General features: G+C 71.4%; 10 protein-coding genes. 4 read left to right on the forward strand and 6 right to left on the reverse strand.

Annotation, left to right across the window (positions count from 1 at the left end; genetic code table 11):
• Positions 1–157: 157 nt before the first annotated feature.
• The 4 genes from VIW71_RS07830 (at position 158) to VIW71_RS07845 (ending at position 4560) form a co-directional block, all read left to right on the forward strand.
• Entirely contained in the window at positions 158–2041 is a 1884-nt protein-coding gene (locus VIW71_RS07830; RefSeq protein WP_331621288.1) for an ABC transporter ATP-binding protein, read from the forward strand.
• Between the two features lie 47 nt (positions 2042–2088).
• Positions 2089–3120 (forward strand): serine/threonine-protein kinase, encoded by a 1032-nt coding sequence (locus VIW71_RS07835; RefSeq protein WP_331621289.1) that lies wholly within the window; start codon positions 2089–2091, stop codon positions 3118–3120.
• Positions 3121–3274: 154 nt separating this feature from the next.
• On the forward strand, positions 3275–3853 hold the full coding sequence (locus VIW71_RS07840) for an RNA polymerase sigma factor (RefSeq protein ID WP_331621290.1): 579 nt from the start codon (positions 3275–3277) through the stop codon (positions 3851–3853).
• Positions 3850–4560 (forward strand): hypothetical protein, encoded by a 711-nt coding sequence (locus VIW71_RS07845; protein ID WP_331621291.1) that lies wholly within the window; start codon positions 3850–3852, stop codon positions 4558–4560. The genes VIW71_RS07840 and VIW71_RS07845 overlap by 4 nt, the downstream gene beginning before the upstream one ends.
• Before the next feature lie 72 nt (positions 4561–4632).
• Here the strand turns inward: VIW71_RS07845 and VIW71_RS07850 are convergent, their stop codons facing one another.
• From VIW71_RS07850 to VIW71_RS07875, 6 genes are all read right to left on the reverse strand, one after another.
• On the reverse strand, positions 4633–5265 hold the full coding sequence (locus VIW71_RS07850) for an N-acyl amino acid synthase FeeM domain-containing protein (RefSeq protein WP_331621292.1): 633 nt from the start codon (positions 5263–5265) through the stop codon (positions 4633–4635).
• A 158-nt stretch (positions 5266–5423) separates the two neighbouring features.
• The gene (locus VIW71_RS07855) at positions 5424–6089 is read right to left on the reverse strand and encodes a TenA family transcriptional regulator (RefSeq protein ID WP_331621293.1); all 666 of its coding nucleotides are present in this window, start codon (positions 6087–6089) and stop codon (positions 5424–5426) included.
• A 693-nt stretch (positions 6090–6782) separates the two neighbouring features.
• Positions 6783–7550 (reverse strand): N-acetylmuramoyl-L-alanine amidase, encoded by a 768-nt coding sequence (locus VIW71_RS07860; RefSeq protein ID WP_414720692.1) that lies wholly within the window; start codon positions 7548–7550, stop codon positions 6783–6785.
• Between the two features lie 168 nt (positions 7551–7718).
• A complete protein-coding gene (locus VIW71_RS07865) occupies positions 7719–8696 on the reverse strand; it encodes an aldo/keto reductase (protein WP_331621294.1) in 978 nt (325 codons plus the stop codon).
• A gap of 202 nt (positions 8697–8898) precedes the next feature.
• On the reverse strand, positions 8899–10398 hold the full coding sequence (locus tag VIW71_RS07870) for a hypothetical protein (RefSeq protein ID WP_331621295.1): 1500 nt from the start codon (positions 10396–10398) through the stop codon (positions 8899–8901).
• Complete coding sequence (locus VIW71_RS07875) at positions 10395–15734, reverse strand: hypothetical protein (protein WP_331621296.1); 5340 nt, start codon at positions 15732–15734, stop codon at positions 10395–10397. The genes VIW71_RS07870 and VIW71_RS07875 overlap by 4 nt, the downstream gene beginning before the upstream one ends.
• Between the last annotated feature and the right edge of the window lie 174 nt (positions 15735–15908).

Below are 15908 nucleotides of genomic sequence, written 5' to 3' on the forward strand. Positions count from 1 at the left end.
AGCGGTGCCATCTACCTACATCCTCACTGTCAGGCGTCGTCGCCACACCACCACCAGCCACGGGCACTGACTCCACGCGCTGGTCGGCCAGGCGGCCGGGAGCTCGCTTCCGGCCCGCCGCGGCCGTCCCGCGGTCCGCGGTAGGGAAACGCATGGGATGACGCATGTCGTCCGGTCCGCGCTGCGGCGACTGCTGTCGGTGGCCGAAGACCCCGACCAGGTCGTCGCCGCCGCGCCCGCTGTCCCGATGCGGGCGGTGTTCCGGCGCTTCTGGCCCTACACCCGCGGCGGCCGTCGCTGGCTCATCCCGATCCTCGTCTTCAGCATCGTCGGCCCCGCCCTCGACGGCCTCCAGATCTGGCTCTTCAAGATCGTGGTGGACGAGGTACTCGTTCCGCGAGATCTGAGTCCCTTCCTGCCGATCGCCCTCGCGTATGCCGGGCTGACACTCGGCCTCGGCGTGCTCGGCTTCGCCGACGACATGACGTCCACCTGGGTCAGCGAGCGTTTCCTGCTGAATCTTCGAGCGGACATCTTCCGGCATGTCCAGAACCTCTCCCTCGGCTTCTTCGACCGGCGGCGTCTGGGGGACGTGATGTTCCGGTTGACCGGGGATGTCGACGCGGTCGAGACGTTTCTGCTCTCAGGGGTGGCGAACGCGCTCTACTACGTCATCCAGCTCGGCGTCTTCGTCGGTCTGCTCATCTACCTGCAGTGGGACCTGACCCTCGTCGCGCTCGTCATCGCGCCGTTGTTCTGGCTCGCCGCCCGGCACTTCTCCCGGAAGGTCAAGGCCGCGTCCCGGGAGCGGCGCCGGCGCAGCGGCTCGATCAGCGCGATCACCGAGGAGGCCCTCGGCAACATCGCTCTGGTACAGGCCTACAACCGGCAGGGGTGGGAGCGCCGCCGGTTCGAGCGGGAGAACCTGGGCAGGTTCCGGGCGGCCATGGCCTCGACCCGGATCCGAAGCCTGTTCGCACCCCTCGTCGAGCTCATCGAGGTCGTCGGCGCCCTGGCCGTCATGGGGCTGGGGACGTGGAAGCTGGCGCAGGGTCAGCTCACACTGGGCGGACTGATGGTCTTTCTCGCGCTGCTGAGCAGGCTCTACAGCCCGATCCGCGACCTGTCCCGGCTCAGCAACACCTTCTACGCCGCCGCTGCCTCCGCGGAGCGGATCATCGAGCTGCTCGACCAGCGGCCCCAGGTGGCCGATGCCGCCACCCCCCGGCGGATCGGGCGTGCCCGGGGCGCGGTGGAGTTCGACAGTGTGTCCTTCGGTTACCCGGACACGGCGCGGCCCGCGCTCTCGGACGTGTCGTTCCAGGCGGGATGCGGCGAGGTACTGGCGGTGGTCGGGGCGAGCGGTGCCGGCAAGTCGACGGCCGCCAAGCTGCTGCTGCGGTTCTACGACCCGGACCGCGGGGCCGTGCGCCTCGACGGGATCGACCTGCGGGACCTGCGGCTGTCCGAGCTCCGGGACAACATCGCGGTGGTGCTCCAGGAGACGCTCGTCCTGCACGGCACCGTACGGGACAACATCGGCTACGGCCGGCCGGACGCGACAGAGGCGGAGATCGTCGCGGCGGCCCGCGCCGCCGACGCGCACGACTTCATCCTTCAGCTTCCGGAGGGCTACGGCACCGACGTGGGCCAGCGCGGTCGGCTGCTGTCCGGCGGACAGCGCCAGCGCCTGGCCATCGCCCGCGCGATGGTCCGGGACGCGCCCGTACTGCTCCTCGACGAGCCGACCACCGGTCTGGACGCCCAGTCCGGGTGGCGGATCATGGAACCGCTGCGCCGGCTGATGGCCGGTCGGACCACGATCGTCATCTCCCACAACCTGCTCACCGTCCGTGAGGCGACGCAGATCGTGGTACTGGACCGGGGCCGGGTCGCCGAGCGCGGCACGCACCACGAGCTGATCGGGTACGGGGGGATCTACGCCCGGCAGTACTGGCTGCACGCGGCGACCGGCCCCGCGGCGGCCGGCCCCGGCCCCGTACCCGCGGGTCCCGCACCCGATGCGGAGGTGCACTGGTGAGCCACGCCACGGCCGCTGGTCGGTCTTCCTGCTCGCTCCCTCCGGGAGTGGCCTCGTCCTCCGGCCGCCCACTCCGGGAGCTCGGGCGTCAGCCCTCCGATGCGGCCCCGCCGATTGCGCCCCTGGAGGCGGGTACCAGGCCGACGCCGGGCTATGAGATCCTCGCGCACCTGGACCGGACCGGCTGGCTCGACGTGTACGACGCCTGGAGCGAGGTACGGGACTGCCGGTGTGTGGTGAAGATGGTGCGCCCGGACCGCCGGCACGAGCAGCGGCTGCGCGACCGGTTGCTGCGGGAGGGCCGCTGGCTTCAGGCGTTCACCCATCCGCACCTGGTCCGCGGGTACGAGACCGTCGAGACGCCCGAGCCGATCGTCGTGCTGGAGACGCTGACCGGGGAGACGCTGTCGCACCTCATCCACCGGCTGCGGCGTCGGCCGTCCGCCGCCGATCTCGCCCTGCTCGGCCTGCATCTGTGTTCCGCGATGCACTACCTGCACGGTCAGGGGCTGCTGCACCTGGACATCAAGCCGTCCAACGTCGTGATCGACTGCCGGCACGCCAAGGTGCTCGACCTCAGCATCGCGCGCCCACCCGGGCCGGCCCCTCCGGGGCTCGGAACCTTCTGCTACCTCGCTCCCGAGCAGGCGAGCGGGGGGCCGCTCGCGCCCGCAGCGGACGTGTGGGGCATCGGCGTGACGCTGTACGAGGCCGCCACCGGCGACGCACTGTTCGACAGCGGCGAGACCGCTGGGCCCGGCGAGACCGGCGAGACCGGCGAGACCGCGGACCGGCGCGAGGGGTCGGCGCGGGACGCGTCGGTGCCCCGGGAGAGCCCGGCGCGCGGCGAGGGCGGCGGGGACTCGGCCGGCCCGGACGGCTGGTACCCGCAGCTTGAGGAACGTGCCGCGCCGGTCGGGACCCGCCGACGCCTGCCGCACGGGCTGGCGGCGGCGATCGACGGCTGCCTGGAACCGGACCCGGCCGCCCGCCCCACGGTCGGCGAACTCACCGCCGCCCTCGACGATTCGCTGCCGCAGCACCGGCGCTGGGTCCCGCCGCCTTCGGCCGCCGAGTGAGGCCGTCCGTTGCGGTCCGCCTCGTTGCGGTCCGCTGCGTGCGGACCCGCCTGTGGTGAAGCCGTCCGTGATGAACCCGTCCGTCGCGGACCGCCTCGTGCGGACCGTCGGCACCGCAGGCAATCCCTCGCGCGAGGTGATACGTAGTAAAGACATGGACCGGGCGGGACTCCCGTTGGATCAGTTGCCCGATGACGCCTTGGTCGCGGGCCTCATGACCGACGATCCCGAGCTCGCTGTCGCGTTCGTCCGCCGGTTCCAGCACAAGGTCTTCGGGGTGGCGATCACGGTGACCCGTGACCAGCAGCTTGCCGAGGACATCGCCCAGCAGACCTTCGAACAGGCCTGCCGGCACGCCCAGATCTACGACTCGCGCCGCGGGTCGGTCCGCACCTGGCTGACGGCCATCGCGCACAACCTGGCGATCGACGCCGTACGCTCCCGCAGGGCCCTTCCGATGGACCCGGGGGAGCTGGCTCCGCTGCTCGACACCATCACCCAGACGCCGGAGCGGCAGGCGATCGCGGACGAGACATCCGCGGAGGTGCGCGGTGCCATCGCCGATCTGCCGGCCGACCAGGCGCGGGCGGTGGTCATGGCCGGCATCTACGGGATGACCGCCCAGCAGGTCGCGGACGCCGAGCGGGTACCCCTCGGCACCGCCAAGAGCCGCATCAGGACCGCGGTGGAAAAACTCCGCGCCGCCCTCCGGGACAGGCACCACAAGCCATGACGGACTTCGGCCACCTCACCTGCGAACAGTTCCTGGACAGCGGTCCGGAACTGGCCCTCGGCATCCTGCCCGCCCGCGAGCGGGCCGCGGGCATAGCCCACGTCCAGCACTGCTCCGCGTGCCTGGAGCACGTCCGTCAGTTGGTGCGCACGGCCGACGGACTGCTGGAGCTCATCCCGGGCAGTGAGCCGCCGGTCGGTTTCGAGACCCGCGCCCTGCGGCGGATCGGACTGTCACACCCCCGGCAGTCCCGGCACAGGCTGTTGCGCCGGGCCGCGCTCTGTGCGGCGGCCGCCGCGACGGCCTTCGCCGCCGGCGTGGGCGGATGGGCGGTCGGTCAGACATCCGGGGGATCCGTCCCCGCCGCTCCGGCCACCGCCGAGCAGCCGGGCGGCCCGCTCGTCGTCGGCGGGCTCGCCGTGTCAGGTCAGTCCGTCGGGCGGGCGTTCGCGTACGAGGGGTCCCCGCCGTGGGCGTACGTGTCGGTGGACGCCGACCACGCGGAGGTCACGGACGGCAAGGTCTGGTGCCAGATCCAGCGCGGCGACGGCTCCACCGCCGTGATCGGCTCCTTCCCCATCGCCGACGGATACGGCCAGTGGGGCGGCGGCTACCAGGCCGGCCGCGCCCCCGTCACCGGCCTGCGTCTGCTCACCGCGGACGGCTCCGTAGTGGCCGCGACGACCTTCGTGGCCGCGAAGTCATGACCCGGGCGCGCCCGCCAAGGACTCACAGGGACCCACTTCGCCGCACTCGCCGGGTGGCTGGGCGCAAGCCGGCTACCTCCCCACCGGCAATGAACAGGGGAAACCGCACTCCGAGCCTGGGTGATCGATCGCCAAGCCGGCCGCGCGCGGGCGAGTGAGCCCTTCGGCGTCGGCCATGGTGCCCGTGACGATCCGGTAGTCGGTGACGCCGCGTTCACTGATGCCGAACGTCACCGGGAGAACACGTGCCCCGAAAGCGCGGACGAAATATTGCGCCGATCTGGGTCTGCAGTAGGCGTAGTAGCGCTTGATCGAGGTATTCTGCAGCATCCACGTGGCGAATCCGTGCACTACGGCCGTGCCGTACATCAGGCCTTTGTCTCCCACCGCGAACCGGGTGATCTCGCAGACATCGTCGGCTCCGGTCATCTGTTGTGGGAAAACGCCCAGTTCGCGCATTTCTAGCAGCGGTGCCGTAGCCGGGGTGAGCCGGATGGTTGCTTTCAGTACGCCGTGGGACGAAATTCCGAAGACGTAGCTGTGGCGGTCGATCTCCGCCTCTCGCGCCGAGTCATGGAGATGCAGGTCGAGGCGATCGCTGTACACGCGTTCGCGCAGCGTCCGAAGCTCTTTCCATAGCTGCGTGCCGAAATCCTCTGGCGGCAGCCGGAAGAACCGCATGTCCTCCTGGGGTGACATCTCCATGCCCGCCCCTTCCTCCTTGTGTCGTCAGGTCTTTCAACCCAGGCCGGCCCATCCATGACCAGCCCCTCATCCGGACATGCGAAACATCAGGGGCGCGGTGAGATACCGCACCCCTGATGTGAAGGGTTCAGGCCGCGAAGCCGTGGCCCGGCAAGGGCCTAACGGGCCGCGTAGGCACGGTAGCTGTCATCGAGCAGTTGCCCGGTCAGCCAGAGCGACGTCTTGGCGACCTGAAGCACCTTGTACTGGTCCTCTTCGCTCACCGCCCAGCGCTCGATCTGCTCTCTGACCTCGTCGGAGTGCTTGGCGTCGATCTCCGCGTGGGCCACGAAGAACGACATCTCCCGGTCGCTCAGGCCGAGGTCGGAACGCATGTGGTCGAGGAGTTCGGTGATGTGGGGGTACACCGACTCGGCCCAGTACGAGTACCCCAGGCGCGGAATCGCGCCGTCCCTGAGGCTGACCGAGTACAGATAGCCGACGAGGGCCTGGGTCGCCCGCAGCGGCGGCACTTCCAGGGCACCCTCCAGAAGGTTCACCGCCTTGAGGTCGTGCTCGATCATCTTCTCGTGGCCGAGCTCTTCCTCGGAGTGCTCGAAGCAGTAGCGCAGCAGCCCCATCTTGGCCGGCGGCACGCGCCACGCCGCGAACGACTGGTTGATCGGGTTGTGCTGGGTGTAGTGCCATATCTGCGCCATCACCGTTTGGTACAGATCGCGGTCCAGCCCGTTTTCGAGCATGTGGCGCCAGAACGGCCCTGCGTGGATCTCTTCCCAGCCCTGGCTGATTTCTTCTTCCAGAACCTTGAGAAAGTCCGAAGTCACGTTCACTCCAGTTGTCGGCGTCGTGCGAGGCGAGAGAGTCAAATGTCCGAATTCTTCGTTCGTCCGGACTTCTCGGCTTGGCGTACGTTCCTTTTTCGGCTTTCGGCCAGCGGTGCGGAGAAGGTACGTGCGGACCCTCGGTCCGTGATGTTCCTGGCGGTCCGGCAGCAGGTCCATGGCGGTCCTGGGAACGCTGAACCGTGGCGGCGCTCGCATGCCGTCGTCCGGCGGCCGTTTCGGCCGATATTCGGGATGAACGTGCGTCGACCGCTCATCCACCAGTACGAGCAGCGGTCCCCCGCACCCCGTCGCCGGCCCTTCCGGGTCGAATGAGGAGGACGGCCTCGATGACGACATGCGCTGAGCTCATCGCGAAAAGGCCTCGGCCCTCCCAGGATCTACAAGAGAAACAATGCGCTTTAGGCAGCGCCTGATGAAATCAGATGGCGGAGGGTACTGTCAATGCCAGGAGGACGGTCAAGGCCGCGTAGTCAATGTGCGCAGGTCGTCGAACACGCCGCTTCCCATTCTCTGACGTATTGGCATGATCCAGTCTCGTTTGCGGAGCAACGGGTTTTATGGGCCGCCGCTCACTCGGCCGCCCGGCCATGACGGGAGACCCCCCACGGCCCGAGCCCAGGGACCGAAACGCGGCACTGCCGACGCGGTCCGCGGGTCACCCCGACAGGTGGCTCAGCCCGCCCTGACCGCCTTGTTCCGCAGTTGTGCAGCGGCCTGCCTCACCCACGGCAACGCGTCGTAGAGCGCGTCGCCGGGACAGGTGGTCTCGAAGACGTCGCGGTGCCCGGAGATCACGTTCACCTTCACCGATGTCCCCTTCGGGTAGCGGCTCTTGCTGTTGGTGGACACCAATCGCACCCGGCCCAGGGGGTCGATGCCCGGATCCAGCTTCCATGCCGCTATGGACGCGATGGCCTCCAGCATGGGGCGCGGCACTTTCTCTCCCTTGCCGAACGTCCCGAGGGCGGCGATCCCGACGCTGTTGGCGTTGAAGCCCTCGGTGTGCGCTCCGCGCACCGCTCGGTCGACACCGCCGGCCCGTCCCTCGTAGATGGTGCCGCACCGGTCGACGACGAAGTTGTAACCGAGGTCGTCCCACCCCAGGGCGAGGTGGGCTTCCTCCATCGCCAGCAGCATGGCGGGGACATCGGCCTTGCAGTCGTAATGGTTGGGGTTGTCGGTGTGATGCACGAACACCGCTTTTACGGAGCGGGAGTACAGAGGCTTCTGCCGTACCGCGCTGTTGTCGGCCCGCCATGTCCCGCGCCCGATGATGACGGGCCGCAACGCCGCCCTCTGCAAGACCAGGGTGCTGCGCCGTGGCTCCCGGGTGTGGCCTTCCGGAGTCGCGCAGGTCACGAGGAACGCCAGCGACAGAAGAGACGCCACCAGCTTGATCCTTTGCTGCCCCATGATCTCCAGCCTGGGCCATTGCTCCATGCCGGGCATCCATACGGCACCAATCGGGTGAATTCGGTAATCACCAGGTGATGCGCAGCGTGTGTGACCTGCGCACCGGGCCCAGGGGTCCGGCGCCCGGCCCGCCGCCCGGTGGGCGGCATGGCTGCTGAGCCGCGGGTGCAGGGGTGCCGACGGGTCAGTGGCGACTCAGTAGCGACTGCCTTCCGGCGCGGGCAGCGCGTCGAGGTCGGCCAGGTCGGCCGCGCTCAGTTCGATGTCCGCCGCGCCGGCGTTGTCCGCCAGGTACGCGGGGGTCTTGGTTCCGGGGATGGGCACGACATGCCGGCCCTGGGCCACCACCCACGCCAGCGCCACCTGCGCCGGGGTGGCGCCGATCCGCTCGGCGACCTCCCGCACCCGGCCGACGATGGCGAGGTTGGCGTGCAGGGCGTCCCGCTGGAAGCGCGGCAGCCGGCGGCGGAAGTCGTCCCGGGGCAGGTCGTCGAAGGACGAGAACCGTCCGGCGAGGAAGCCGCGTCCCAGCGGGGAGAAGGGCAGGAACGCGATGCCCTGCTCCTGGCAGTGGGGCAGGACCTCGGCCAGCGCGTCGCGGGTCCACAGCGACAGCTCGGACTGCACTGACGTCACCGGGTGCACCTCCTGCGCCCGCTTGATGTGGTCCACCGTCGCCTCGGACAGGCCGAGGTGACGCGCCTTGCCCGCCGCCACGGTCTCCGCCATCGCTCCCCAGGTCTCCTCCAACGGCACCCGCGGGTCGACCCGGTGCAACTGGTAGAGGTCCACGTGGTCGGTGCCGAGCCGGCGCAGACTGTCGTCGATCGACTTCCGTACGTGCTCGGGGCGGCCGTTGTTGACGATGACGGGGGAGTTGTCGGGACCGCCGGTCGGATCGGTCACCACTAGGCCGACCTTGGTGGCGAGGACCGCGCGCTCGCGGTGGCCGCCGGTCAGCGCCCGCCCGGCCAACTCCTCGTTGGTGCAGGGCCCGTACACGTCGGCGGTGTCGATCAGCGTCGCGCCCAGGTCGAGTGCCTGGTGGATCACCGCGATGGACGTGGCGTCGTCGCGCGGGCTCTGCAGGTCGTAGGCGAAGGTCATGCCCATGCAGCCGAGGCCGATGACGCCGACCTCGGGGCCGTTGGTGCCAAGAGTGGTGGTGCGCATGCCGTCCGTGCCTTTCTTTTCGATCAGGTTCGCCGCTCGCGGCGGGCCGTGCCCGCGGGGTGTTGCCGTCTTGCCGGTGTGCCGCACGTCCGGGCCGCGCCGCGAGGAGCCGGCCGCCTCGCCGGGGCGCGCCCGGTACCGCGGCAGTTCCCCGAGCAGGCCCCACCCTCAAAAGCCGTGGGCCCACGCCCGGACGCGGTGGTCAGCGGCACAGCTCTGTCGCGAGGTGCCGGAGGCGGGCTCCGTCGAGCGGCTGACGGTGCGCGAGGCGGTTCCGGACGGTCCACAGTACGTGCAGGCGGTTGCTCTCCGTTCTGGTGAGCGCGATGTCCTTGTTGAGGTGTGCGCCCCACATGGCACCGAGTTCCATGGCCCGGAGCCCCTCGTCGGGGCCGCCGGCCGAGGCAGGGTACGCGGTACGGTCGCCCACGCGGGGACCGTACCGCACGGCGAGCTGCTGCAGCGGCACCCGGGAACGCAGCCGGACGGTGTCGGTGAACTTCTCGCGTGCGCCGTCCAGCAGCGGGAGCAGCGCGTTGTTGTGCGCGAGCCACATGCCGGTGCTGACCGCATGGCCGTCGGCGATGTCGTGGGCGGGGTGCCGGCGCAGCCGACCGTCCCAGCTGTCGACGGCGGCGGCGCTCCAGGTCGCGAGAAGCCCGTCGTCCGGCCGGCGGCCCGGCCGGTGGTTCGCGTCCCACCGCTGCGGACGCGCGTCCGCCGGCGGGGCCGTTCCGGTCACGGCGCGGCGCAGCTCGTCGAGCAGCGTCTCGGGCTGCCCGTCCCACGTCCTGCTCAGCGCGGCCGCCACATCGAGGAAGGGGCCGCATATCTCGGTGACGGTGGCCTGGACGACGGCTTCCAGGAGCTGCCGGTCGGCGGAGCCGCCGACGAACGGGCGGGTGAGAGCGACGACCGTCGCGGTGTCCAGCCGCCCTGTGGCCCCCCACCACCAGTGCACGGCGATGTCCTCGCGGGCGAGCTGCTCGGGAAGGCCGGCGGGCAGGTCCTCGGCGACGGCGACGACGAGGGAACGGGGGCGCTCGGCGGGCGGAAGTCCCGCCTCCCGGACGGTGCCGACGAGGCGCCGCAGCAGGTGGGTCGCGGCCGTGGGGACGGCCTCGCGCCAGGCCCTGACAACGATGGGCCGGGTCTCCGGGCCGCCGCCGGTGCGACCGGCGAGCCGTGCGAGTGCCCCGTGGACCGCGTAGGGGGGCCGCCGCGGTTCCGCTCCGCCCCACCCGGCGGCCGTACCGTCGCCGGACACGGGCGCCGGGTCGGCGGAAAGCTCCTTGCCGAGGCGTTCCAGCAACTCCGTCAGGGCGTCGGAGACGGTTGCCGGCGCGCGGTGCGGCTCTTGCGGCGGACCTGCGCTCGCCGACAGGTCCAGTGCGGACAGCCCGTCGTCGAAGTCGATCGTGGGAACCGTCCCGGACCACCGGGGAGGCCGCGCGGACGCGGAGGCGGGCGCCGGTACGGGGACGGCGCGGCCGTTGTCGCCCGGCGGCAGCAGCAGGAAGTCGTTCACCTCGTGGAGGAGCTCGTCGAGCAGGCGCTCGGCCGCACAGCCCGGACCGCGGGATGCGGCCCGGGGCAGCAGCCACAGGCAGCTGCGTCCGGACCGCAGGTCGGCACGCAGGCGGTCCAGCCACAGCCTGACACCGGGCAGCGAGGTCAGACTGTAGCCAGGGTCCGTACTCACCCTGCGTGCCCGGCCGCGCCAAGGGCCCGGAAGGTGACCGGGTCCAACGCGTAGCCGTTCTCGCTGTCGTCCAGCACCCCGTGGTCGTTCAGGTGTGTGGTGAGCCGGTGGACGTCGTCCAGTGCGAGACCGGTGACAGCGGCGATGTCCTCGGAGCCGCAGCTCTCACCGGGATCGACGTACTCGGCCCACGACTGCAGCAGTTCGACCGTCGGCTGGTCGAGTTCGACGAGCGACAGGTGGGTGCGGGCGACGTCCGGCCGGGCGCACTGCGTCTGCACCTGCTCAAGGGCGGCTTCCAGGGTGGCGCCCCCGCGTGTCGCCAGGTCGACTGTGCGCTCGACGAGACTCGGCCAGCCGCCGGTCGCCTCCACCAGCTTCCGCCGTTTGTCGGGGGTGTCGAAGGGGCACTCGGGCCAGGCCCGCAAGCTGTCGGCGTTCCAGCGCTCCGGGCGCACCAACCGGGTGACCCGCTCGTCGTGGAACTCCTGCAGGGCCCCGGGATCGAGCAGGACGACGGCGGCGCGGTGCACCGCGGTCCCGCGGGAGGTGTGCGTGTGCAGCCGGTCCATCGCCCGGCGGATCGTGTCGGCGCCGTGGGCACGCAGGTCGGCCACGACCACGCTGGGCTGTCGGCCGCGGGTGTCCCAGGACGGCGCACCCACCAGCTCGTCGGCCGTGACCTGGTGCACCTTGAGGCCCCGGGCGTCGGCGTACGAACGGACCCCCATGGACACCAGCTTGGGGGCGTGCGCCTGGGTCAGGCACAGAGCGGTGACGCCGGCACTGGTGGCGTCGTAGAGCTGCTGCTCCGTCAACGGGCTGTAGCGCGCGATGCCCTTCGAGTCCTGTCCGACCAGGCGGCGGGAGAAGCGCGGGTTGTAGTCGTAGGGCAGGCTGAACTCGGTCTGCCGCAGTTCGAGTTCCAGGTCCTCGCGGGTGCCGAGCATGTGGACGACGTTGGGGCTGCGCACGGCGTAACTCCGCCGGTCGGCCTGCTGGATGAGCAGGCCCAGCCCCGCCATCTCGTCCAGGTAGATCTTCACGTCGCTGGCGGTGAGCTTCCGGAATCCCTCCGGCCAGTTCAGCTTGGCCTCTCCCAGCAGTTCGTCGGCGTCGTAGCCGCGCTGGAACCCGTCGGCCTGGCTGCGCAGGGCGATGACGAGCGCCAGCACCCGGTAGCGGTCCTCCAGGTTGATCGTGATGCGCAGGCGTTCGGCGATGTTGCGGTGGACCTGCGTCGAGCCGGCCACCGCCCGGACGTCCTCCTCGGTGACGGGGATCGGCCACAGCGCCGAGCCCAGCGGCTTCTCGTGCAGCGCCGCGACCAGCCGCTCGCAGAAGATCTGCACCAGGCAGGCCTGGTAGTTGGTGGCGGCCAGCACGCGCCACACGAGCTCCGGGCTCTCGAACCGGTAGCCGAAGGCGGCCATCGGCTCCACCACCAGGCGCTGCGCCTCGGCGGGCTTGAGCGGGCCGATCAGCACGTCCGGACCGCCGTGCGCCAGGGGCACGTTGGACAGGTGGCTGAAGCGCTGGACCTGGTGCAGACCGGCGAAAACAATCTTGAAGCGGCGGTCGGTGTCGTCCATCAGCCCCTTGAGCTGGGACACATTGGCGAAGGTGCCCTCACCGCCGCGGCCGTGCGCCGCCTTGGAATCGGCCGTGAGGAAAGCGTCCGCCTCGTCGGCGAGTACCAGGACCCTCCGCTCGCGGTTCTCACTCAGCCAACGCCGCACTTGGCTCAGCAGGACGTCCGGACCCACCTCGGTGGAGACCTTGGGGCCCAGCACGCCCACCCGTTTCAGCTCGGCGGCCAGCACCGACCAGATCCGCTCGGCCGGCTCCGCCTCGCCCACCCCGCGTGCCCGCAGGTCCAGGTAGACCGCCCGGCGTTCCGGCGTGGACGGGAAGGTGGCCTCCACCTTGCGCAGCAGGGCCGACTTGCCCAGTTGCCGCCCGCCGTACAGGAAGAGCGCCCCGAGCTGATCGGTGACCGTGGCCATCTCCTGACTGCGCCCGTAGAACACCTCCGGCGGCACCAGACCGGCGACGAACGGGGTGTACGGGTTGAACGCCGTCCACGGCAGCGTCACCCGCTGCACGGCCCGGAAGGACCGCGGCGAGCGGGCCGCGATCCAGCCGAAGACGGCCGGGTCCACCACCAGCGCCTGCTGGGCCGAGGTGCGGGCGTGCGCCGCCATGCCCCGTCGGCCGGCCAGGCCCAGCGGGTAGAGGTAGAGGATGATGCAGGCGCCGGTGTCGCTGCCGTCGAGCAGCTCCAGCGGGCTGCGTCCGCGCAGCTCGTCGAAGACCACCAGGACCGTGTACGTGGTCGCCGCGGATCCGAGCGCGGCCACGTAGCCGGGAGTGCTCTCGCTCACGCTCAGCCTGGCACTCAGCCGGAGGATGCCGCGCACCTGCCGGTGGTCGTCGCGGGTCGGCGGCCGGCCTTCCAAGCCCAGGACACGCAGGACCGAGGGCACGTGCTTCTGCCACTCCGAGCCACGAGTGTTCGGCCTGCACAGCGCGTCCCAGGACTCCAGCCCGACCTTCGCGCCTTCGGTCAGCGGCTGTCCCTCCGCGTACAGCCCCGCCCACGGCTGTGCCGAGAAGCCCCGCTGGCCGTTGCCGTGCGGCGTCACGCCCCCCAGCCCGGCCATGAAACGCGCCAGCTCCTCGCCCCAGTCGACCCCGCTCCAGTCCGGCAGCGCGTCCCCCTTGCGCAGCAGTGCCAGACACTCCTCGGCCGTGACCGTGTCGCCCGCCCGGAGCAGGGCGGTCAGCCGCTTGCGGTCCTGCTCCGACATCGGCAGGGCTTCGAGCTGCTCGTGCAGCCGGGCCATGTACTCCTGGACGCGCCGACGCAGCTCCTCCTCCAGCTTCCGGAGATCCTCGACGGTCGCCCGGAAGGCCCCCGCCGGGGACGGCTGCTCCAACCGCTCCAGCACACCTGCCAGTTCGCGCTCCGTCAGTTCGTGCAGGCTCTGCTGGGTGCGGAGTTCGGCCAGCAGTCCGGCCGCCACCCGGTGGGCCTCGCGACGGAGGCTCGACCAGCGCGCCCACTCCGCGTCGCGTCGCACCCGCCAGTCGGACGGGAGCGTCCAGGTACCCGCGGGGGCGGCCGGCACGAGGCCCTGCTCGAGCGCTTCCACCAGGGCGTCCGCCAGGTGGAGGTCGCCGCGGTCGGCGTACCTGGTCAGCACCCCGCGGATGTCCACGGGCTCCAGCAGCGCCGTCAGGGACTCGGCGAAGCCCGGGGCGTGCGGCAGCGGCGCTCCGTCCCGTGAGCGGGGGAGTTCGGGTGCCGCGAGCAGCGCCTCGGCGCCGAGCATCCCGGCGAAATCGGCTCCGCCGGCGTCACCGCCGCCTTCCGCGGCGTCCAGCACCGGGCGCGGCACCGGTGCGCAGTCCTCGCCGAGCAGCCAGTCCCGCAGGCGGGACAGCGCGGCCCCCTCGACTCCGGGCGGCAGCGCCGCGCCGCGGACGCCGTCGAGGACGTGCCGCAGACTGGCGGCGTTGTCGATGCTCTCCTCCGCCCCCGGCGCGGCCAGCGCCCGGGCCTGGGACAGCAGGGTGGCCACCTGCTCTATCCGGTGGAGCAGGGCGCGTTTCGCCATCGCCTCGATCGGTTCCTTGGCCTGCTTGGGGGTGCGGATGGCCGCGTCCGCCTCCTCGATGATCCGCTCCGAGGAGTCCCGCTTGCGGAATGCCTCCCACGCGTCGTCGAGCACCGAGGCGTCGGCCTGCCCCGCGGCCCACTCCTGCACGGCGGCCAGGGCCCGGCCGAGCGGCTGCTCGGGACCGATCAACCGGTTCTGCACCTGTGTGGCCCGCGCGTAGCCGATCCGTTTCTGCGGCAGGTTCGCGGCCAGCGTGGCCGCCTCCTTCGCGATGCGGGACCGGGTCAGGGTGGGGCTGGCACCGTCGGTCGGGGTCAGCCTCGTACGGTCCACCCGCTGGTAGCGCCGGAGCATGTCCACGGCACTCGCCAGCAGCTTCCCCCACGGGCCCGGGGCGGTGGAGGCGGGATCCGCCTGCAGCAGCAGGTCGTTGGGCCAGCCCGCTACCAGGCCCGCGCGCAGAGAGGCCACGGCCGCGAGCATCAGCGCCGTCTGGTCTCCGTGCAGCACGTCCGGATCGGGCGGGAAGCGCGTCATCACCTGCGTCGCCTCTTCCGCGGAGTCGCAGGAGAACGCCGCCGCCGCGAAGGCCAGGCACTCCGCGCGGTGCCCGGGCTCGGCCGACCCGACCGTGAGCCAGTACGCCTCCTGGAACCGGCCGCCCGCGACCAGACGTGCCACCGGCGACCCGGCGGCGCCCTGACCGGAGACCTGATCGCCGTCCTGCCACGGGAAGTGGGAGCCCGCCGCGTCCCCGGGCGTCTCCTCGTCCTCGGCTGTTTCGTCCTCGGTTGTTTCGGGGTCGGGCTCGGGCCGTTCGTCCTCGGGCGTGTCGTGGTCGGGTTTTTCGTTCTCGGCCTTCGTGCCGTCCTCGGCCTGTGTGTCCTCGGCCGTCTCGTGGTCGGGCCTTTCGTCTTCCGCCGCCCCGCAGTCCTCGGCCCGTGCGTGCTCGGCCGTCCCGCCATCGGCCGCGGAGCCGACGCGGTGTGCCTCCGCCACCGGCTCCGGAGGCACGGGTGCGGCGGGTGCGCCGGGTGGAGCGGTGTCGGGGCGGGACTCGTCGGTGGTCCGGGTACCGTCGTCCCCGTCGGGAAGGGGAGCGCGCCGGGCCCTTGCGGCCGGCCCCAGGCCCCCCGTATCGCGCTCTCCGTCCGCCCCTCCGCCGACTGACGTGGTGTCGGATTCCGGGGTGCTGCCGGGTGCCGATGTGATCGCCGCCGGGTCCTCGCGCGGGGCGGGCGCATGGTGTGGGGAGGACTGGGCGGGAGTGCTCTCCAGCTCCGCGATCCTGCCTTCGAGAGTGGTCAGCGTCGTGCGTAACGCGTCCGAGTAGGCACCCCCGCCACCTCCGGCCTGCTCCAGGAAGCCCCGTAAGGTGTCGAGCTGCTCCCGGAGCGATGCCAGTTCCCGGGCACGGGCGGCCCGCGCCTCCCGCTCGGTGCGCAGTGCGTCGAGCAGCGCGTCCAGTTCGGCGAAGCCCTGGTCGGCGGCCCACGTCAGGCCCGCCGCCCGTACGTTCTCGGCCAGGTCCGAGCGCGCCGCCGACCAGTCGCCCAGCTGCCGCAGCACGTCGTCGGGCAGCGCCGTCCCGGTGGAGACACGCCGAGCCGTCTCGTTCAGCTCGTCGGCCAGTCCGGCCGAACGCTCGCGCAGCACGCGGGTCGCGTTCTCCAGGTTCAGGCCGGTCCCGTCCTCCACGGTGTCTCGCGACACGATGCCTCCCCATCCCTCCGGCTCCGGCACGTCGCGTCGGCGTTCGGTGTGCCCCCACCCCGGAACGCCGTCACGGCCCGTCCCACCGTCCTTGAGCCAGCCCACTTACCGGCGGTACGGCGAACGTATCACTGACGCGAGATCGCCGACTCGCAGTTCGGCAAGCGGTTCGTT

It is taken from the genome of Streptomyces sp. (assembly GCF_036524955.1).
Lineage (GTDB): Bacteria > Actinomycetota > Actinomycetes > Streptomycetales > Streptomycetaceae > Actinacidiphila.